This window comes from Rhizobium sp. 16-488-2b, from assembly GCF_017741815.1.
Classification (GTDB): Bacteria; Pseudomonadota; Alphaproteobacteria; order Rhizobiales; family Rhizobiaceae; genus Rhizobium.
In genome coordinates this window covers 17,816-37,835 of sequence record NZ_JAGHMF010000027.1, presented here as the reverse complement: position 1 = coordinate 37,835, position 20,020 = coordinate 17,816, and the positions used below count along the sequence as shown (strand labels likewise).

The 20,020-nt window shown below is 55.9% G+C and carries 17 protein-coding genes and 1 pseudogene; 11 read left to right on the top strand and 7 right to left on the bottom strand.

What is annotated here, in order from left to right:
* Window positions 1–122: 122 nt before the first annotated feature.
* The 3 genes from J5286_RS21470 to J5286_RS21460 all read right to left on the bottom strand — a co-directional run bounded on the left by J5286_RS21470 (window position 123) and on the right by J5286_RS21460 (window position 2,703).
* Window positions 123–923 (bottom strand): amino acid ABC transporter ATP-binding protein, encoded by an 801-nt coding sequence (locus J5286_RS21470; RefSeq protein ID WP_269835159.1) that lies wholly within the window; start codon window positions 921–923, stop codon window positions 123–125.
* A gap of 51 nt (window positions 924–974) precedes the next feature.
* Window positions 975–1,877 (bottom strand): substrate-binding periplasmic protein, encoded by a 903-nt coding sequence (locus J5286_RS21465; RefSeq protein WP_161596376.1) that lies wholly within the window; start codon window positions 1,875–1,877, stop codon window positions 975–977.
* Between the two features lie 64 nt (window positions 1,878–1,941).
* Window positions 1,942–2,703 carry an SDR family NAD(P)-dependent oxidoreductase gene (locus tag J5286_RS21460; protein WP_142843363.1) on the bottom strand — a complete coding sequence of 254 codons (762 nt, stop codon included), beginning with the start codon at window positions 2,701–2,703 and terminating at the stop codon, window positions 1,942–1,944.
* Between the two features lie 91 nt (window positions 2,704–2,794).
* Here J5286_RS21460 and J5286_RS21455 point away from each other — a divergent pair, with 91 nt between their 5' ends.
* The 4 genes from J5286_RS21455 (at window position 2,795) to J5286_RS21440 (ending at window position 6,665) form a co-directional block, all read left to right on the top strand.
* A complete protein-coding gene (locus J5286_RS21455) occupies window positions 2,795–3,538 on the top strand; it encodes an amino acid ABC transporter permease (RefSeq protein WP_161596375.1) in 744 nt (247 codons plus the stop codon).
* Between the two features lie 5 nt (window positions 3,539–3,543).
* Window positions 3,544–4,200, top strand: coding sequence for an amino acid ABC transporter permease (locus J5286_RS21450; RefSeq protein ID WP_237681488.1), 657 nt, complete (start codon window positions 3,544–3,546; stop codon window positions 4,198–4,200).
* A gap of 87 nt (window positions 4,201–4,287) precedes the next feature.
* The gene (locus J5286_RS21445; protein WP_142843360.1) at window positions 4,288–5,019 is read left to right on the top strand and encodes a GntR family transcriptional regulator; all 732 of its coding nucleotides are present in this window, start codon (window positions 4,288–4,290) and stop codon (window positions 5,017–5,019) included.
* 11 nt (window positions 5,020–5,030) lie between these two features.
* A complete protein-coding gene (locus J5286_RS21440) occupies window positions 5,031–6,665 on the top strand; it encodes an FAD-binding protein (protein WP_142843359.1) in 1,635 nt (544 codons plus the stop codon).
* Window positions 6,666–6,909: 244 nt separating this feature from the next.
* On the opposite strand, the gene J5286_RS21435 is transcribed toward J5286_RS21440, so the two are convergent.
* A complete protein-coding gene (locus J5286_RS21435) occupies window positions 6,910–7,224 on the bottom strand; it encodes a VpaChn25_0724 family phage protein (protein ID WP_142843358.1) in 315 nt (104 codons plus the stop codon).
* 94 nt (window positions 7,225–7,318) lie between these two features.
* Complete coding sequence (locus J5286_RS21430) at window positions 7,319–10,648, bottom strand: DEAD/DEAH box helicase (RefSeq protein ID WP_142843357.1); 3,330 nt, start codon at window positions 10,646–10,648, stop codon at window positions 7,319–7,321.
* A 451-nt stretch (window positions 10,649–11,099) separates the two neighbouring features.
* Between J5286_RS21430 and J5286_RS21425 the strand changes: the two genes are divergently transcribed.
* From J5286_RS21425 to J5286_RS21395, 7 genes are all read left to right on the top strand, one after another.
* Entirely contained in the window at window positions 11,100–12,020 is a 921-nt protein-coding gene (locus tag J5286_RS21425; RefSeq protein WP_237681482.1) for a hypothetical protein, read from the top strand.
* On the top strand, window positions 12,010–12,498 hold the full coding sequence (locus J5286_RS21420) for a helix-turn-helix domain-containing protein (RefSeq protein ID WP_142843356.1): 489 nt from the start codon (window positions 12,010–12,012) through the stop codon (window positions 12,496–12,498). The genes J5286_RS21425 and J5286_RS21420 overlap by 11 nt, the downstream gene beginning before the upstream one ends.
* On the top strand, window positions 12,495–14,528 hold the full coding sequence (locus J5286_RS21415) for a hypothetical protein (protein ID WP_142843355.1): 2,034 nt from the start codon (window positions 12,495–12,497) through the stop codon (window positions 14,526–14,528). The genes J5286_RS21420 and J5286_RS21415 overlap by 4 nt, the downstream gene beginning before the upstream one ends.
* A 90-nt stretch (window positions 14,529–14,618) precedes the next feature.
* Window positions 14,619–15,641, top strand: coding sequence for a hypothetical protein (locus tag J5286_RS21410; protein WP_142843354.1), 1,023 nt, complete (start codon window positions 14,619–14,621; stop codon window positions 15,639–15,641).
* Complete coding sequence (locus J5286_RS21405) at window positions 15,595–16,443, top strand: hypothetical protein (RefSeq protein ID WP_142843353.1); 849 nt, start codon at window positions 15,595–15,597, stop codon at window positions 16,441–16,443. Before J5286_RS21410 ends, J5286_RS21405 begins: the two co-directional genes overlap by 47 nt.
* Before the next feature lie 124 nt (window positions 16,444–16,567).
* The gene (locus J5286_RS21400) at window positions 16,568–17,119 is read left to right on the top strand and encodes a hypothetical protein (RefSeq protein ID WP_142843352.1); all 552 of its coding nucleotides are present in this window, start codon (window positions 16,568–16,570) and stop codon (window positions 17,117–17,119) included.
* Window positions 17,116–17,541, top strand: a complete 426-nt coding sequence (locus J5286_RS21395; protein WP_161991476.1) for a protein NO VEIN domain-containing protein — start codon at window positions 17,116–17,118, stop codon at window positions 17,539–17,541. Before J5286_RS21400 ends, J5286_RS21395 begins: the two co-directional genes overlap by 4 nt.
* A gap of 114 nt (window positions 17,542–17,655) precedes the next feature.
* Here J5286_RS21395 and istB read toward each other — a convergent pair whose 3' ends face one another.
* Together istB and istA are read right to left on the bottom strand one after the other, a co-directional pair.
* A complete protein-coding gene (gene istB, locus J5286_RS21390) occupies window positions 17,656–18,390 on the bottom strand; it encodes an IS21-like element helper ATPase IstB (protein WP_142843351.1) in 735 nt (244 codons plus the stop codon).
* Window positions 18,320–19,889, bottom strand: a pseudogene (gene istA / locus J5286_RS21385) (IS21 family transposase). The gene istB and the pseudogene istA overlap by 71 nt, the downstream one beginning before the upstream one ends.
* Between the last annotated feature and the right edge of the window lie 131 nt (window positions 19,890–20,020).

Below are 20,020 nucleotides of genomic sequence, written 5' to 3'. Positions count from 1 at the left end.
GAAACCTTAGGATGTTGTCGCACCTTTGCCCTGCGAGCTATCGGTTTCTCGACGCCTTCTGAACTCCTGACCTTCGGCCGTTCCTTTGCGTGTATTCCCTCGCTCTGTCATCCGTGCTGGCTTTAGGCGATTTCCGATAGAAATCGTTTTGCGCGGTCGGTCTTGGGATTGTCGAGGAATGTGGCAGACATGCCCTCCTCAATGATTTCACCGTTCTCCAGAAAGACGATATGATTGCCAACGGCCCGTGCAAAACCCATCTCATGGGTGACGACGACCATGGTCATACCTTCCCTGGCAAGATCCTGCATCACTGACAGGACGCTGCCACGCAATTCCGGATCGAGGGCAGATGTTGGCTCATCAAAGAGCATTGCGAGGGGCTTCGTCGCGATAGCACGTGCGATGGCGACCCGTTGTTTCTGTCCACCTGACAATTGACCGGGAAAGTGCTCTGCCCGGTCAGCAAGCCCGACCTTGGAGAGCTCCTTTTGTGCGGTCTCCCTCGCCTCTGCCTTGGAAAGGCCCTTGGTGTGGATGAGGCCGCACATCACATTTTCCAGCACCGTCATGTGAGGGAAAAGGTTGAAATGTTGGAAAACCATCCCGGTTTCGCGGCGAAGCGTTTGGAAGTCGCGCTTGTAGCGACGTTCCTTTGAGCGCGTGCCGTGATAGATCTGCGCATCCCACTCAATCGACCCCACCCTTAGGTGTCCCTCATCCGGGATGGTCAGCAGGTTAAGACATCTGAGGAGGGTACTCTTTCCCGAGCCACTAGGACCCAGAAGAACAACCACGTCCCCTTCGAGAACGTCCAGCGAGACATTGTTCAGACCCCGAACGTTTGGAAGATCGGGACTTGGAAACCATTTGCTTGCACCTCGCAGCGAGATGACGGTTTTTTTTGTATTGACGTGTTCCAATTTGCGCTCCTTGCCGAAGCGGGGCGGCCTGGTCAAGCCGCCCCAGAAGGCTTAGGCTTCAATGCGAAGCGGGCTGCCGCCAGGACCGACTGCGAGATATGGCAGACCGGCTGCAATTGCGTCCTTGCCAATATATTCGCGGTACAAGGAGTTGATGATCCCGCCGGCGGCGTTGAACAACAGCCAGTTGGTCACGAACATGTACATCTTCATATCGCCGGTCGGCATGAAGAACGTATTGTGATCCACATAGGCCGGCGCGTTGCCGATGATCGCGAGGTCGACGCCTTGCTTTTTGGTATTCACGATCGTGAACAGCGATTGCAGGGTGGCATTGGCTCGACCAGACATCACCTCGCCAATGGCTCCGGTCTGGTCGGGAAAAACCGATACTGAGGCTTTGGGATAGAGCGCGCGGATCTTTGCTTCTTGCGAGCTGCCTTGAAGAGCCGCGAATTTGAAGCTGGAGTTGTTCATCTGATCGAATGTCAATTCCGCAGCTTGTCGTCCGACGATGTAAACCGGCTGGAACGTAACGGCGCAACCTGCAAACCACCCCCGTAGCGATCGGCTCGGCAAGATCGTGCCGGTGGTCATCATGTCGGCACGTCCTGACTCAACGGCGGCAAACATCTGGCCGAAGTCCATGTCGGCGAACTCCACCTGAATGTCGGGGGAAATATCGTTCATCATTCGGCGGATGATGGCGATTTCATAGCCATCCGGTTCGCCCTTATCGTTAAGATAGAGGTTCGGCGGATACTTCAGGCTAGCCGCAACGGTAATTTTCTTGGTGCGGATCGCCTTGTCCAAAACGGACTCCTTGTTGGCATCCTGAGCTTGGGCGGCACCACTAGCTCCCAGCACCACGGCCGCAGCGCCTCCGGCAAACAACCCGGCAGTCAGAAGCGAACGTCGGTCAGCCTGCATTTCATTGTCTTTCTTCGTATGCATGAGCATTCCCCTTTTTTCAATGTGGTTATCGGCATGCAGCCCGAGACAGCGGGGTGCAATTTTTCTAGGCGGTCAGACCGCCGTCTACTGTCAGCTGCGCGCCATTGACGTAGCTGGCATCCTCGCTCGCCAAGAACAAAATAGACTTGGCAATTTCTTCGTAGGTCCCCAAGCGACCAAGCGGAACAGTTGGCGCAAACCGCTGATCACGTGCCAGGACTTGATCTGAAGACATGCGTGTCAGACGATCCGCCATGACACTCTCCAATACGCCAGGGCAGATCGCATTCGCCCGAATGCCCCGCGCTCCATAATCTCGCGCGATTGTCCGCGTCAGCATGATCAGACCGGCTTTAGAGACGCCGTAAACGGACTCGCCTGTTGAGGCGCGTTGCCCGGCAATCGACGCCGTATTGACGATCACCCCTTTGCCAGCCTCGATCATGTGCGGAATGGCTTCCCGACAAAACAAGTACGCCGACTTGAGATTGACGTCTAAAGCATGCTGCCAAGTGGCCGGATCAGTCTGTGAAATGGTGCCTGTGGGATTGATCCCGGCATTGTTGATCAAAATATCAAGCTTGCCGAACTGCCGAAGAGCCAGACCAATTGCTTCCTTGGAAGTCTGCTCCTGCGCGACGTCGCCGACGAAATGAATAACTTCGCAGCCGTTCTTTTGAAGTTCTGAAACGAGTTGGTCGAGCGGTTCTCTTGCACGATCAACAAGGGCCAGCTGTGCCCCCTCGACCGCCAGCGCCTGCGCTACTGCTCTCCCGAGACCGCTCGCAACGCCTGTGACAAGAACAGCTTTTCCTGAAAATCGCATCGTTCATCCAATCTGTCGCGAAGGGCCTCAAGAAGTTCCCTTGCCTATATTTATGAACCGAAACTATCTGACTTGCAATATGAAATCGTATATGATGTTGACGAAGCGCCTCCGTCGGCGTATCGATAATCAGACGCTCAAGATGGAACTGGGCTTGAAAGGGAACGAAATGGACCTCGATTTCTCGATCGTTCTGGCGCAGTGGCCACGCTTTCTCTGGGGGCTGGCCTATGACCTCTATTTTGCGCTTGCTGGCTTCGCGATCGGATGCGTCATCGGGTTCATCTCATATCTCGGATCCGCATCGCGCTCGAAGATTGCCAACGGGATTTCCTACGTGTACGTGCAGATCGTTCGGGGTCTCCCGATGTATCTCCTGCTTCTGTGGATTTACTTCGGTATTGCCACGAAGTTCGGTCTGGCATTGTCCGGTCCGCAGGCGATCATCATCGCGATCGGTATTATGAGTTCAGCCTTCGCGTCCGAGATCTTTCGCACCGGCTACAATTCGATCGACGTCGGACAAATCGAGGCCGGCAAAGCGCTTGGCCTTTCAGACTACCGCATCAATCGTACGGTTCTATTTCCTCAGGTGATCAGAGTCGTGATCCCACCTCTGCTTAATGTCTTCGTGATCTGCTTCAAAGCGTCCACCTATGCTGCCGTCGTCGCGGTACCAGAACTTATTTTTGCCGCGCAAGACATCAGTCTGAACCACTACAGGCCTTTCGAAGCCTACATTTCAGTCGCAGCACTGCTGATCACGACCATGCTGCTTCTTTCAATGCTGGTGAATATTATCGAGAACCGTCTGAACGAAAGCAGGGGGCTGTGAGCGCCATGAATAGTTGGACAACTGTGTTGAATTTCATGCCCGCGATGCTGTACGGGCTGCGCTTTACGTTTCTGATTGCGATAATAACCCTCGCCTGCTCCATGGCGCTCGGCGGGGTGATCGTTTCCCTGTTGCGAAGCAGATCCCCCGTTGGGCGATCTGTCGGGTTTCTCTACATCCAGATCTTTCGCTCGCTGTCGCCATACGTCTACGTGCTTTTGGTATATTTCGCCCTTGCGGGCGTCACCGGCTGGAAAATGGATCCGGTTACTGCGGCCATCATCTCGTTGACACTGCTGAACACAGCATATGTCGCCGAGATCTATCGGTCTGCACTCCTCACCATTGATCGCGGCCAATGGGAAGCAGCCGCTGCCATGGGCATGACGAGATGGAAAACGAATTCGATCATCATCTGGCCTCAAGCGCTGCGGACCGCTATCCCGCTTCTCTTGAATCAGTTCATCGTGATATTAAAGGATTCCGCCATCGTCGGCGTCATCGGCGTCAAGGATATCGTCTATGTCGCCAATGCCCAGGCAGCCATCACCTACAAGCAATTCGAGTATCTGACCGCGGTTGGTCTGATTTTCATCATCATCGTCTTTGCACTCTCCAGGTTGAGCATAAGCCTGGAACGACGCCTGGCTTGGAAGCGGTAAGGCTTGCCGACAGCTGTCGAAGCCGCTAGGTCGAAGGGAAATCAAATCTGATTTTATATTTGACATCGTCGTTGGAGAGTAAACCGCATGGCAAAGGTGATGGCACCTGCCACAGCAGCAAAAAGCAAGCAGCAGCTCGCATACGACTATATCAAGGAGGGGATCGATCGCGGGCTTTATGCGCCAAAGCAGCGCTTAGTGATCGACACACTGGCAAAGGAGTTGTCGATCAGTCCGGTTCCAGTCCGGGAGGCTATTCGTCGCCTTGAGGCAGAAAGCCTCGTGATCTTCAGCAAGAATTCGGGCGCAATCGTCGCGGGCGCGGATCCGGACCTTTGGGCCGAGCAGATGGAGCTTCTGGCGGTGCTGGAGGGCTACGTCACTGGCGCTGCGGCGCCGAGAATTACTGCCGGCGACATCAAACAGCTGAAGGCTATCAACGCCGAGATGGCAAAGGCGCTGGCGTCGTTCGACCTGCCGAGCTGGACCCAGGGAAATCTCGACTTTCATGCTGTCATCAACCGACGGTGCCCAAACACCACGATCGTGGATCAGATCGGCCAATTGCGGTCGAGGATCGCCATGATCAACCGTTTCATTCAACCTCGAACGGAAGCGACGATCCTTCACACTTTGGGCCGGGACAGCGGTAAGTCTACCCTCGCTGGGCATGAGTGGATCATCGAAGCCTATGTCAACAAGAAAGCTGCCAGCGAAATTGAGGCACATGTCCGTGTGAACATTCTCACATTGACGGAAGAAACCCGCCGGAACCTCTTGAACAGTCACGACAGACGGGTAAGCAGATCGGTTATCTAGGAACACGAAACATGCGAAGCTATGACATCATCGTGCTGGGAAGCGGCGGCGCCGGTCTGGTAGCCGCACTCGCCGCAGTTGATCAAGGACTATCGGTCGGCGTCTTCGAAAAGTCTCACCTCATCGGTGGGACAACGGCGATATCTGGTGGCGGCATCTGGATCCCAAACAATCATGTGATGGCTGCTTCCGGTTTCGCCGACGACGAGGGCGACGCCAAGATCTACCTTGACCGTCTAACGCTCGGCGAAACGTCCTCCGAATTGCTTCTGGCGTTTCTGAAGAATGGCCCCGAAATGCTGCGGTTTATCGAAGGGCGCTCGGATCTACGATTTTTCAGTGTTGACCGCCCCGATTATCATCCCGGATGGGCAGGTGCCAAGACCGGGCGCTCGGTGGAGCCCCTGCCGTTCGAGCCCTCCATGGATCCTTTGCTATTCCAGAAACTGCGCTATTCGACCTTGCGGCAACCAGTGACTTCAACGGAAGCTAAGAAGGGCATTTCTGTCGACATTGTCACAGATCGTCAAGGGCGAAATGTCCGCACGCAAGGTGCGGGATTGGTCGCAGGTTTGGCTCAGGCTTGCGCACAGGCGGGCGTCGATTTTCATGTCAGCATGCCCGCGACTGATCTTTCGTTCGAAGGTCGACGCTGTGTCGGCATTGAAACCGCGAAAGGAGCTATTTCCGCAAGCATCGGCGTCATTTTGGCAACCGGCGGCTTCGAATGGAACCAGGATATGGTGGCCGCTTTCCTGCCCGGTTTCACCAGCGCCGCCACGACACCTCCGGGTAATGACGGTGATGGATTGAGATTCGGACTGGAAGCCGGCGCGGCGGTCGCGAATATGACGGAGGCGTGGTGGACAGCGGCATACCACATTCCCGGCGAACAGCTAGATGGAATGCCCCTAACGCGGAACATCGTTCGAGATCTGGCACTTCCCGGTTCTATTTTGGTGAACAGCAAGGGAGAGCGATTTGTCAACGAGGCGACCTCATACAATGATCTTGGAATGGCATTCAATATCTTTGATCCAGGATCTTTTTCGTACCTGAATCGGCCCGCCTGGCTGATCTTCGACCATGCGTTCAAGACCCGCTACACCGTCGCCTCAGTTCCTCCGACCGAGGCTGCTCCGAACTGGATGCACTCCGAACCCTCGCTCGCTGAGCTTGCGGATAAACTCTCGATTTCGGCCCAAGGTCTGCGGAATACGGTCGCCCGTTTCAACGAAGACGCACTTGAAGGCCGTGATCGCGCATTTCAACGTGGGGAAGACGCTCACGGCCTCTATTATGGCGACCCAACTGTCGTACCTAATGCATGCCTTGGACCTATCAACGAAGGTCCCTTCTATGCCGTCGAAATCCTGCCTGGCAATAATGGCACCAAAGGCGGTTTAAGGACCACCGCTCATGGGCAAGTCATGCGTTGCGACGGGACAGTCATCGCTGGGCTGTACGCCTGTGGAAACGTCGCCACTAGCATCTTCGGAAAGGGTTACCCTGGCCACGGCGGAACGCTGGGGCCGATCCTCGCCGCTTCCTATGCCACCGGGGTCAATTTGAGATCGAGTGGAGAAGGTGACCCTGACTCAGGCCGGAGCCGCCCATGCAGGCGGCCCGAAGGCGCGCATGAATGAGGCGAACCCTCGGAAGCACGTCGGAACGAGAAAGGAGCATTGTTGTAAGAAGGTCCTGGATCTACTCGCCCCGAGCAGGATCGCCTGTGCCCGACCTGAGAAATCGGGAACGCCTTGAACAGATCCGAACCTGGCACCCGTAGTCGCGGCATCATTGAAATGATGTATCCATATGATTTTGTTGGAGACAACCGATCTTTCTCCTCTCACGACCGGGCTCGATGAAGTATCGTCATCAACTCCACTATTTTCGCGTCGGGCGCGCCACTCCATCAACGACTTGTTTACCCTCGGCAACTCGTTCGCCCGCATCTGTGATCGCGACGATCACGTACTCCTCGACCTTGTCCGTGCGTACCAAGCCGGATCGCTCAAGGAAACCTATGACCGCCCGAATTTCTTCCGGGGCTCCGTACATGCCACATTTATCCAAGCACACCCCCAAAATACTGTCATTAGACCGACCACACGCTTCACGGAGCATCAGCACCTGCAAAATTTGCAGAGCTTGATATTCAGACTTGGCTTTGCGGAAAACGTCTTCTTCATTACCGGCCATATAATTTTCCTGTCGAAGCGGAAGCGGGATCGTCCATATTTAGCACTCTCAGGGACTGACGCTTCCGATTTCCTGTAGATTCAAAATCTTCGGTTTAGGGACTGCATTGGAACGTGAATGGTATGGCCCACGTGTCCATGAGCAGCGATTGCGTTGCGGCAAGAATTTCCAGCTGCCCCTTGTCTTGCTGCCGGATCGCCTCCGATTTCGAGTATCCGGGCTGGACGGCTGTCATCTCGAAACGATAGTCGAACTCGCTCCAGCGGTTGTGCCACTGGATCAGGTCGATAACGCTGCCCTTCTCCAGCCGCGATAGACCGTATCTCTTCTGTATCGCAGTCTCGCGCTTTCTAAGTCGGGCGAACAACAGGTCGGGCCGCTCCCTCCACCGGATTGCTTTCTGCGTCTGACCGCAGACCTCGTAGAGATCTCCGACCCTCGCTGACGGGGTGGCATCGCTCGCGTACTTGCAGTGGAACATCGCCACCGTAATGACGTCGCCCTCCTTCTTGATGGCCACGACATCCGCGGATTCCCCGGACCCGTCATCGTCGAAGACGACATCGAACCCACCGCTCTGCAGGAGTTCATCGATTACGCGCCGCTGGATGCTGGTCGCGTCCTTGTCCCTCCCCTGCGACTCCTTCCTGATGTCGACGCCCGTCCAGTTGCGTACGACCAGGCGCTCGGGATCGAACGGCGGAGCGTGGTCATCCGGCAGCTTGAGTAGCTCGGACGCCAGAAGCATGTTCCCGTCAGCGAAGTAGATATGAGGCGGATCGTCCTTGAACCATGAAACCAGATCCGTGGTCTTTTTACCGATGCGGACACCGCTCGCGACCGTAGGGGTATAGTGCGCACCGGAACCGTCTATGGTCATCGTGAAATCGACAAACCTGTCATCTCCGCCGACCCTCATAACGATCTCGGTGCCCGGAACTTGAGACAGGATGCGGATCTCGCAATCGTAGAACGGAACCGAGACGTCGCCGAAAACCAAATCTACCCGGTCGTCATCGACATGGAGGACCGCCTCTGGCCAATTGATGGCGACGGCGTGCTTTTGAGGCATCGAAGTAAGCTTGGTGGGCTGAACCAGGCGGCGCAGGATACCGTCGGGCTGGATGGATGAATCTTGCAGCTTGGCACCGATGGTCTTGCACCACTCCATCCAGCCTGCGAACCCATGGACGGACTCGTATGACCAGATCTTACCCTTCGTGGAACACCCGATCGTCGACTTGCCGCTCGCCGTGTAACCCTGCCCGAAAATGTTCGTCTTCATCCGGCCGCGATTGGCAGGATCGTCGGTTAGCTGAGGAGCTATGTCGCTGCCCATGAACTGGGAATACCGGATCGGCTTCCGGACGGCCTCCGAAAGACCGAGATGGCTGAGGATCAAGCGCTTGTAGCCGTCGAGCACCCTGAAAACATCGTCGCCGCGAATTCGCTTCGCGTCGGCCCCGGCAACCTTTTCGGCCAGCCGGGCGTGAAGGTCGCTCAGGTTAGAACTGCTGACATAGAGAAGTTGACGTTCGTCGTCCCAGTGGCACGCGTAAAGATGATACGCGGTATTTACGGGTTGCCTCATCGACGTCCATTTGAGCTTCTCTTCGGACTTCAAAACCCAGATCGCAAGCCGCTCGGCGTAATTTATCGACGGCCCTTCGACTATGGAGCCGGGCCCATAGGCATCAACGATCTTGTTTGGATCCCATCGCTCGCAAGTGGTCTCGTAGACGACCGCACCGAGGCGAGGTGTCACCTGGTCCAGCGGAAAATCCGTCGGTGGTAGATCGAAACCCTCAAATACTTCCTGCCGCCGCTCTTCGCGGGCAGTGTTACGGGTTCCGAGGCCTTCGAGCAGATGGTTCCAGTCGGCGTCTTCATTATAGAGTGCCTGAAGACTGTCCCGCATGCCGCCGGCCACGACGTTGGCGATCACCGTCGCGTCGCCGAGATCTTTCCTCGTCCTCGTAAACCGCCCGACAAACTGAACGGTAACTGCTTCGCTCTGATGCTTGTCGTGCAGCGCCGCGATCTTGAGTTCAGGAAGGTCGAAGCCCTCTCCCAACATGTCGACGCATACGACAATCCTGCTTTCTCCGGACCTCAGCTTCCGGAGAGCCTCCATCTTCGCCTTCGACGAGAGGCTGCTATAGACAATGACTGGATTGTACTCCGGCAGAAGCTTGCAATAGAGGCGATGCAGCTTGACGGCGGTATCGATTATCCGGCAGCGCGCCATCGCAAGATGAACATGGCCCTCTGCCTCGTCCTGGACCAGCGCGGCCTTGACGGCCTCGATGATCCGCAGGTCGGCGTCGTCACGATCAAGCCCGTAGATCGGCTTGAAGTGGATTTTCTTGAAGTACTTTTCAGCAAATGCCTTGGCGAGCGGGTAGTTGTAGATGAACTTGCCGTCGACGCGCCGCCCGTCGGTCCGGTACGGCGTCGCTGTGAACTGCAGGACGATGCGGTTTGCGAACTGGGCTCTGAATTCTCGCCACGTCTTGGCGGCGATGTGGTGCGCTTCGTCAACGAAAAGGTGGGTGACAAGCTCTGCCATCCTCAACTGGACTTCTCCGCTTGCCTTGGCGACCGCGTCCATCGTCGTGACGACGACGTTGACCCGCCTGAAGATGTCGTCGACCTCTTCGACCGACTTGGGGATTTCATCGAGGGTCGCAACGATGGGCAATTTCGCGTCTACAGCGAGACAGCCGCTGTCCTTGAGAACCCCGAGGCTCAGGAACTTCTCCGAGATCTGCGTCCGCAAGGCATCGCTCGGCACGACGACAAGAAGCCGCTCGACCTCGGCCACGACCATCAGCGCTAGCATCGTCTCGGTCTTGCCAGTTCCGGTTGGCATGACGATGGTTGCTGGGGCGGAAGAAGCGGTCCAATGGCCAAGGGCGGCATGTATCGCCCCTATTTGCGGCTTCCTGAGACCGGGCTGGACAACGATGTCTCCAACTATGCGCTCTTCGGCAAAGGTGAATGCCCCTCGCCAAGATGCGCGTATCTCCGCGCATTCGCTTACGAGTTTCTCGAACGGGATGCTACTGGCATCGGCGGCGGCGGGCTTGATCCAGACACCTGGGGTCGGGTCTTTCCGGAATTCCGCGAGGCTCACCGCCGCCGGATGGCGCAGTATCTCGTCGCTGGGCAGATCCACGTCCGTCTTTCGGGGGATCACCGCCACCTCGCGCCGTCCATCGGGGCTGCGGAGAAACAGACCCCGAACTCGCTTTTCGGTGAACTCGTTCGCAGAGGCGATCAGCTTACAGCCGGGATGGGCAAGTTTTCTTACAGAGGCACCATGGATTTTACCAGCTATCGCGAATTGCGGCGGAAGTGAAATTTCGAGATCTTCTTTGAAAAGCGTATCCACATCGCCTCCAGGCAAATGAAATGCGGTCACTTGACTATACCCTCAAAGGTAGTGGGTCTCCCCGACCACCGCAACGCCGGGAAGGTCGGGCGACCTCTTGGAAGCCGCCTGTTCCACAGGAGAGTTCGACGGAACGATATCCACTACACGGCCGAATGCTGCCGGGCTGGCTCGATGCCGAAGAGCGCGCCTACAGGTCGAAGTCGGGAACGACAAGCCTGAGATTGCTGACGTTGCGACGATCGACTCAGACGTGCTCCCGTTTTACCGCACCCGGATCAGCTGATTTCGTGGTGATCGCGAGTATGGCGACTTTCGCATCGGGAAATTGCGGTTGGTCCATCAGGCCACAGCTTATTCAGTCCGGGACCGCCCACCAATGAGATCAAAAACTTAAATGTTGCTACCTACGGCCGCTCGTCTCTCATTGCACGCAACCGTCCTTCATGTAGATTGCCTATATTGAATGCTGGGGGAAGTCTTGCCGTCAACCACTATTATTTGGAATCCCGACGACTGGGAGATATTTGCGCTTGGCCTCCTGAATTGTCGGCATGGCGTATTAAACGTCCACAAGGTGCCCGCCAAAGATCAGGGTGATCTCGGTATCGACTATTACTGCAACAAGGACAGCGTCGCATATCAGTGTTACGCGGTAGAAGAGCCCATCGGCGTCGCTGAACGCGCGAAAAAGCAAAAAGATAAGATTACTAAAGATCTTGGAAAACTACAAAAAAACAACGTTATTGTATCGAAACTCTTCCTCGGGGCGCCGATAAAGAGATGGGTGTTGCTCAGCCCGTTACACGACAGCAAGGACGTGAACATACACTGCGCGAACAAGACGACAGAGCTCCGATCGAAAGCACTGCCTTATCTCGACACTGACTTTGAGGTCCTTATTCATGATCAAGCGTTTTTCGGCGCTGATGCCCTAACGCTCAATGCAGCGCAACTATCGTTGATCAAACTCAGCATTCCGAATCCGACAAATCCGCAGATTAGCTCTTGGGAGAAGGAGGAGGGTTCACAGGATTTGCTATCAACCGCTCGCACGAAGCTCGCGAAGCGTACAACTCCTCAGAAGCTCGAAGATGCAGTTGCGGATGCTACTCGTTATCATCTGCAGGGCGCGGCACTTATGAGTGCTCTTCGATCCCAGGCACCCGAGTTGCATGACAATCTTGCCACAGTGATTGCAAGCCGGAGGCGCCATTTAGAGTTTGCCGGCCCCACTGCAGTTACGGCAAGCGGCATCCTAAACGATGAGATTATGAACCTCAAGGAAGCAATCAAGGGGGCGGCGCCAAATCTATCGCCTGAGAACATCGATCAACTCGTGTTCGGAACCGTCTCTGAATGGATAATGCAATGCCCATTGGATTTCCCAAATGTCCCGTGAAAGCCCTTTCTTAGACATACTTAATACATCCAAGTTCACGTTCACCGTCCGCCCAGAGCCTGTCGCCGGCGACCTGCGGATGGCTTGGGGAATGGCGATACTGCTCCTAAGTGTATTTTACAGTCGCGGGAAAAAGGCGAGCTTTCAGAAACTCCAGTTTCTCGCGCACAATGTGCGGCTCGAAGAAGGACGGGAGGAGGCGCTTGGATTGATCGCGGGACGGTATCGTCCACTCGACGTTTCGGTGAGAGTCGAGCCTTGGCTAAACCGCGCGGTGGCTCTCAGCCATTCGATGGGTCTCGTGAGCGTCAATAAAGGATCGGTGGTTGTTTTGACCGACGAGGGTCGCAAAGCAGCTGAGGCAATCGCCAAAGACAGCGGCGTTCTTGACGCTGAGAGAGCCTTCCTTTCTGAGGTGGCGCCGAAGCTGACTGATGGATTTATGAAAGCGGTCTGGCGTCCGGAGAATCTTGTATGACCTTCAAATTGAGACGCCTCAGGCTTCGTGCGCTTACAAAGCAGGGCTGGTACGGAGTTGAACTCGGTTTCACCGACGGGCTAAATGTTCTTTGGGCCGACAACACCATGGGTAAATCAACCTGCCTTCAAGGGATGATTTACGTTCTTGGTTTGGAACGGATGCTAAGCCCTCGCCGTGAGATTCCTCTTCCACACGCGATGACAAGCCATCTTATAACAGATAGTGGCGAAAGCGTGCGGGTCGTTGAATCTGACGTGATGCTTGAACTGGAAAATTCAGTCGGCACAACAGTGACGGTCCATCGCCCTGTCGTCTCAAAACTCGATGACCGCCTAATAACAGTACAATTCGGCCCTGGCCTGTCTGAGCCTGAAGGCCAGTATCGGACCCAGCAGTTCTTCGTGCGAGATCCGGGTGCTGCTCAACGCGAGGACGGGTTTCATCATTTCTTCGAGAACTTTCTTGGCTGGGAGCTCCCCGTAGTTCGGGGCTACGAGAAGGAAGACATCAAGCTCTATCTCGAAACCGTGTTCCCGCTTTTCTGGGTGGAGCAAAAGTCCGGGTGGTCCTCCATTCCCGCAGCCATCCCGACATATTTCCGCATTCGAGAAGTCCATAAACGAGCGGTCGAGTTCATCGCGGAGCTCGAGGCCTATGAGATTGAACGCAAACGTGAACAGTTAGATCAACGCATCAACCTTCTTACCAGCAGGTGGGAGACAAACTGGCAAGACCTCAGCCAGCTGCTGAATCGATCTGCCTCCCGCATTGAGGCACTCGGTAGAAAGCCAATCGTTGATTTGAACGCGATCACGAAAGCGTTTGTGTCAGTAGCAACACAAGGTGGGTGGACGCCACTTGATGAGCATCTTAGGGAGCTGAAGTCCGAACTCGACACTATTTCCCAAGCCGAAGTACCGGTTGTGTCCGACAATGTGCCAGCTATAGAAGCCAAACTCGCCGAGGTGATCGCGCACGCAGAGAGCCTCAATGTCCAGCGCCTTTCATTAAACGGGGTGAGGCAGGTAAAATTAGCGGACGTTGATGCCCTGACGCGGCGCATCCAGACTCTGCGAGAAGATCTGCAGAAAAACCAGGATGTTCAAAAGCTACAGCGCTTTTCAGGCGTTCAATGGTCCCTCAGCCCTGACCGCTGCCCCACCTGCGAACAAGGATTGCAAGACACCTTACTATCTCAAAATGCACTCGCATCGATCATGCCTATCGAAGACAACATCTCTTACATCAAGTCTGAAATCAGGATGTTTGAAGACATCCTTCGGCGCGAGGAAGAGGAAAATCGAGAGCGTGAAGGATTACTTTCACAGCTAAATCGAGACCTCAGCGAAGCCTACACGGCAATTAGAACACTAAGAGCTGACCTAGTGGCACCGGCGACGAGCGTTTCGGCGTCAGCGATCGAAGAACGCATTCTGATTGAACGGAAGATTCGAGATTTCTCCGAGCTGCAGTCTCTTTTTGATGACGCGGTGAACGGTTTCAGCGCCTTGTCTGAGCAGTACATGACGCTTCTTCAACAGAGAAGCGCGCTTCCTGACGATGAGCTATCCGACAGCGATAAGGCAAAGCTCAACCGTCTGTCTGAATTGCTACGTGCACAGGCGCGGCAGTTTGGATTTAAAACCTTTCAACCCGACGATCTTGCTATCTCCCAGGATACGTATCGCCCTGAAGTTGAGGGTTTTGAGATCGGTTTTGAAACATCCGCAAGCGATGCAATACGATTGAAATGGGCTTATCAGCTTGGGCTGCTCGAACTGGCCGCTTCTTACAGCACGAACCATCCAGGTGTTTTGGTCTTCGACGAACCGCGTCAGCAATCATCTTCGAAGGTCAGCTTCGAGCAGCTGTTGCGACGAGCAGCAACATCAAAGGGTCGCGGACAACAGGTGATTTTCTCCACGAGTGAAGATTTGTCGATCCTAGAACCGATAATAGGCGAGATCGATTGCACCAAAATCATTCTTAAAGGCCACGTCCTCCAACCAATTTCCTCAGCTGATTGAAGCCGAATTGCTATGGCGTCGTCGAGAGCGCAAGATGAAACACTTCTCTGGCGAGCGCGCTCGACCGGCAGCAGACGAGATTGACCTAGGATGACAGCTCTCAGCTTTTACGCGGCTCTCCTCGATCAAATGGATCTCGCCCTCGAACATTTGGACAAGGGCAGCGTTCATGATGCTCGGTTTGCACTGATGCTGACCGACAATGCGGTGGAGCTCGCAGCCCATAAGCTCGCCACAGAAAAGTATGTTCACCTCAAGAGTTGGCACCATTTAGAGGAGGCGTACACCCATAAGTTGGAATTGGCCGAGGCTGTCGGACAGTCCTTCGACGCGAAGCTAAAGTTCGCACGTATCGAGAAGATGGTCACAGAGGAACAGGCACGGACAGTTGCAATAATGCACGAATTCCGAAACGAGCTGTACCATGTCGGCCTCCAGCACGAAGCCATCCTGCCAGCTATCGCTAATTTCTACTTCTCGGTGGCATGCGACATTCTGAAGGCCTTTCCTGGGCGTGGTCTTTACTACGGCAACAAGATGGTAATCCCGGAACGCGCGAAAAAGTATTTCAACAGCAGCAGACGCAATCCGGCCGAACTAGGTGACTTCGAGAAGGCATGTGCAACGCTGAGGGATCGGTGCCAGTTCGATAGAGGCAAGACGATCGGCGCGCTCGCGGACCATATGGATTCTATCGTCACCGAGAACAGCGTTTACCTGGATGTCATCTCAACTGGCGTGTATCCCAAGGGGAAGGGGATCACGCGAGATCAGGCTACGATCGATTGCCAGATATGGCGGCTGGCCTTCTTGCCGGAGGGGCATAAGTTCGCACGCGAGAATGGCTTTTCCGACAGATCCATCCATGAACTTGTTGACTGGCTCGCCGCTAACTACCGCCTGGCGATCAAGAAGGATCCCATACCAGGATGGAAGCGGCGGGTTCAGCGTTTGCGCTCTAAGGCAAACACCCATCTGGCCGTGGCCACCTATGTCGACTTTCTGAGGGACACCTCGCAATTTCGCGACGATCTCGCGGAGAGCTGCGCGGCCGCCGAGGCAGAGATTGACCGTCAAATTGACGAAATCCGCGCTCGCCGTCGAAAGGATTGATCCTCCTATGTTGAAATTCACGGATCCGCAGGAGCCAACGATCGCTGCTCGATGTATCCGCCCACTTTGTTTCGCCGCTCCTGGTGACGAATATTACGGTCTGGATGGGTTCGAGCTCACTCTGCAAGATGGGACGGTCGCTCGCCGTTATCAGTTCGGTCTTCAGGGCACCGCTGTTCTCTTCCAGTACCGAGGACGACATTTTGCCGTCTTCACGCGCCACCAGATAGCAACAATCTCGGGCGAAACAGTAACAGCTTTCAAGGACCGCATGGACTATCTGGTGGTGCTGATGGACGATGGCACCGACAGCACCAGCATTCCGTTCAACACATACCTTTTCTCGCCTGAGGCCAACGAGGACGAAAGTGACTATGTGATCGGTATGGTGGAATACGAAATGCTACCAGCATACTCGCGAGAGCAGTTCTTCCCCGTCGAACGTCGCCTCACTGGTCGCGCTGGTGATTTAGCTTTAGCTTCAGGCTTGCCGAGCCATCTCCAGCGAATGGTCATGGAGAATGGCGGTATGCGGATCCATCCAATCTGCAAGTCGGGAGACCTTGCTTCCCGCAATATCTTCGGCGTGCTGCGATATCCTGAGGACGCGCAGCCTTTGGACGGCATGAGTGGTGGAGCTGTCTTTGTCACACGACTAGCGAGTGATGGTCATTCCTTCGAGATCTTCTTGGACGGCATCATCCAGCGGGGCGGAGGCGGCTACGTCCGCTATCTCGGTCTTGAGACCATTCTAAACCGGATAGATGGCCATCTCGCAGAGCGAAATTCGAGGTTCCGATAGAGGAGGCTTATAGGAAATCACGCCTCTGAAAAACCAGTATGTCCGATTTTTAGAGAAGGCGAAATATGTTGGCCATGAGCGGAATTCCTAGCATTTTTAGGGACAATTCGCCGTCGGGGGGAACATGGGGACAATCATAGCGAAGATCCTCCGGTCATTTGGACTGCACCGCAGCGCCAATGAGGCGGAGGCCGCGGGCCAGGAGCGTAGGCTGCTGGCGGCAGAACGGCGAAAGCCGGAGAACAAACGACCACGCAAAGTTACATACCACGAGATCATGGACGATCTCGCGACCGGGGACCCGGGAAGTTTCCTCGATCGGAAGATCCAGTCTGTCATGGCCTTCGATATGTGGCCGCCGCAGTCGATGACTGAGACCTTCGACAAGGTTCGAGAGAGCGGTCAGGACAATGCTTGGACGACATCCGTGCCGGGTATATCGAAACTCATCATGGTCTCGTATCCGCAAATCTATCGCACCATTAGCATCCAGTTCGGCCCAGCCCGGGCGACATTTGCTCTCGATGGCGTTCGCTACAGGGTGCAGGGAAAGACACCAGCCATGGCGCTCATGGCCGTCCATCTGACCGCGAACCGGATCCGCCACCCGGCCGCCGATGGAACGACCGGACTTGGGCCGCTAGTTGAAGTTCTTGGGGAATACGAAGAGCAATGACGCTGGAAAAACTGTCATCCCCACAATCCGGTACGCTGGGCGAGCTGCTAACCGTGGCAAAGCTCAACACACTCGGACTTGCCGCCTATATGAGGCCGGAAGGCGCACCTGGTCACGATGTCATCGTTGTCGTCGATGGACAGCCGAAATCGATTGAAGTGAAGACTCGACAGTTTCTGCGGCGGCCTACCGAGATCACGCGTTGGCCTGTAGAGATGAACAAGAAGGGCGACGCAGACTTCTTCATCTTCATCGAACTCGATCTGAGGACGATGGCACCGACATTCTACGTCCTGACGAACGAGCAGGCTCGCGCGGTCCATAGGAACTATGAGGGCGGGGGGAATTGCTATCCGCCAGAGGTTCGAAAGCAGATCCGGCCCAACGACTTCTCTGTGTTGTCAATCGGCTCGGAATGTTGACCCCTTATCGGCGTCCAATCTTCACCCCCCTGTAGGCGGTCAGCGCTTGGCCTGCCCGGCGCTGGCCGGGGTTGCAGAGGGTAGGCCAAGTGCGGGTGATGGGTATCTTCGGCTTTAGCTTTGAGAGCGGTTCTTGAAGCGCCAGGACTCGTTTCCGGTTTCCACGATCTCGCAGTGATGGGTCAGGCGATCGAGGAGTGCTGTCGTCATCTTGGCATCGCCGAACACCGACGGCCATTCACCGAATGCAAGGTTCGTGGTGACGATGATCGAGGTGCGCTCGTAGAGCCTGCTGATCAGGTGGAACAGGAGCTGACCCCCGGCCTGCGCGAACGGTAGGTAACCGAGTTCATCGAGAATGATAAAGTCGAGTCGCGTGAGGTAGTCGGCCATCCGACCTTGCTTGCCGTTGCGCGTTTCCGTTTCCAGGCGATTGACCAGATCGACAACATTGAAGAAGCGGCCACGTGTGCTGTTGCGGATGAGAGCACGGGCAATCGCGATGGCCAGATGGCTCTTGCCGGTTCCCGTGCCGCCGACGAGGACGACGTTGCGCTGGTCTGCGACGAAGGTGCCGGTGGCCAGTTCCCGCACCAGAGATTCATTGACGGGCGTGTCGGCGAAGTCGAAGTCGTCGATGTCCTTGGCGAGTGGCAGCTTGGCGATGCTGAGCTGATAGCGAATGGAGCGTGCCTGCTTCTCTGCGATCTCCGACTGCAGCAAATCGCCGACGATGCGCGGCGGTTCATGTTGTCGTTTGATGCCATTCCCCATGACCTCATCGTAGGCGCTGCGCATTCCGTAAAGCTTCAGCGTGCTCATCAGTTCGAGAACCTGCGTGCGTTCCATCAGCTTACCCTCCTGAGCCTGTCGTAACGGTCGCAGTCGGCGACCGGCTCATGGGCAAGCCGAAGCGCATCGGGGATTTGCAGGGTTGCGGCGGGAGCCGGATCGCGGCTTCGCGCCAGAATGTTGATGATCACCGAGGCAGAGCAGACGCCGTGATCGAGTGCTTCCTGGCAGGCAGCCTCAACGGCGGTAAGACCATCAGCAGGAACACATCCGAGTATGGTGACCATCTGCCGATCCCCGTCATCGGCGCTCTTCAACCGCTTGCGGACCTTCTCCATCGCTGTTGGCAAAACCCATTCGCGGAAGGGAGCGCCGTTGCGCAAGGCACCGGGTTTTCGAGCGAGGACAGGAACATAGTGCCAGGGATCATAGACGGTATTGCCGCGGCCGAAGCTGCGCTGATGTTCCGCAACCGTCATACCATCCTGCTTGATGACGATCCGGTCCGCATAGGCATGAACCTCGACGGGGCGGCCGACGGCAGTCGATAGAACCGAGTATTTGTTGTTGTCGAAGCGGACAGTGCAGGTCTTCGACACCGAGGCCGGAACGCTGTGGAAACCATCGAATGGGCCGACGTAATGCACAAGGCACCCACGTTCAGCCTCGAACATCTGCCAGATCGTCTGCGCCGTCTGCTCGGGATGGCTATGGGCCTTGGCATAGGCAACGCATTTGTCGAGCAGCCAAACATTGAGTTCCTCCAGGCTTTTGACCCTGAGGCGTGGCGTGAAGAACCGCTCGCGCACGAGGCCGACCTGGTTCTCGACCTGTCCTTTCTCCCAGCCGGATGCTGGCGTGCACGCTACGGGGTGGACGAGATAATGGCTGCACATCTGCAGGAAACGGCGATTATAGAGCCGTTCCTTGCCGATGAAGACGGCCTCCACCGCCGTCTTCATGTTGTCGTAGATGCCGCGCGTGCAGGTGCCACGGAAGAAGTCGAAGGCCCTGTCGTGCGCGTCGAAGACCATCTCCTGGCTCTCACGCATGTAGGCCCGCGCAAACATCATCCGGCTGTGGCAGAGGCGGACATGAGCAACCTTCACCGTCGTCGTCACGCCCTGGATCAAGACGATCTCATGGCTCCAGTCGAACTGATAGGCCTCACCGGGCGCATAGTAGAGCGGCACGTAGGCTTCGGCCGTCACGGCCCCTCGATCCTTCGACCATCCCTTCGCATAGCGCCGGATCGCATCGTAGCTGCCATCGTAACCCAGCGCCCGAAGCTCTTCGTAAATCCGGATCAGCGTTAGCCGTTCACGAGATGGCTTGCCTTCGTTCGCGGCCAGGAAGCGCTCGATCTCAGCCTTCCAGGCCCCGGTCTTCGGAAGCGGCTGCCGTTCGCGCTCGTAGGAAAAGTCCGTCTGATCAGATCGCAGTATCTTGCGAACTGTGTTGCGGGAAACATGCAGCTCCCGGACGATCCTCTTCACCGACCAGCCCTGAACATGGAAGGCTCGACGAACACGCGCAATCGTATCCACTCGCTTCAACTCCCCCTCCATCCGCCAGCGAAAGACGGATGGTCAGACGAAACAGGTGGGGGGTCAAAATTGGACGCCGGTCACCCCGCCAGAGGGGTCAATATTCCACGCCGAAACACATCTGTGTTGGGGTCAGGTGT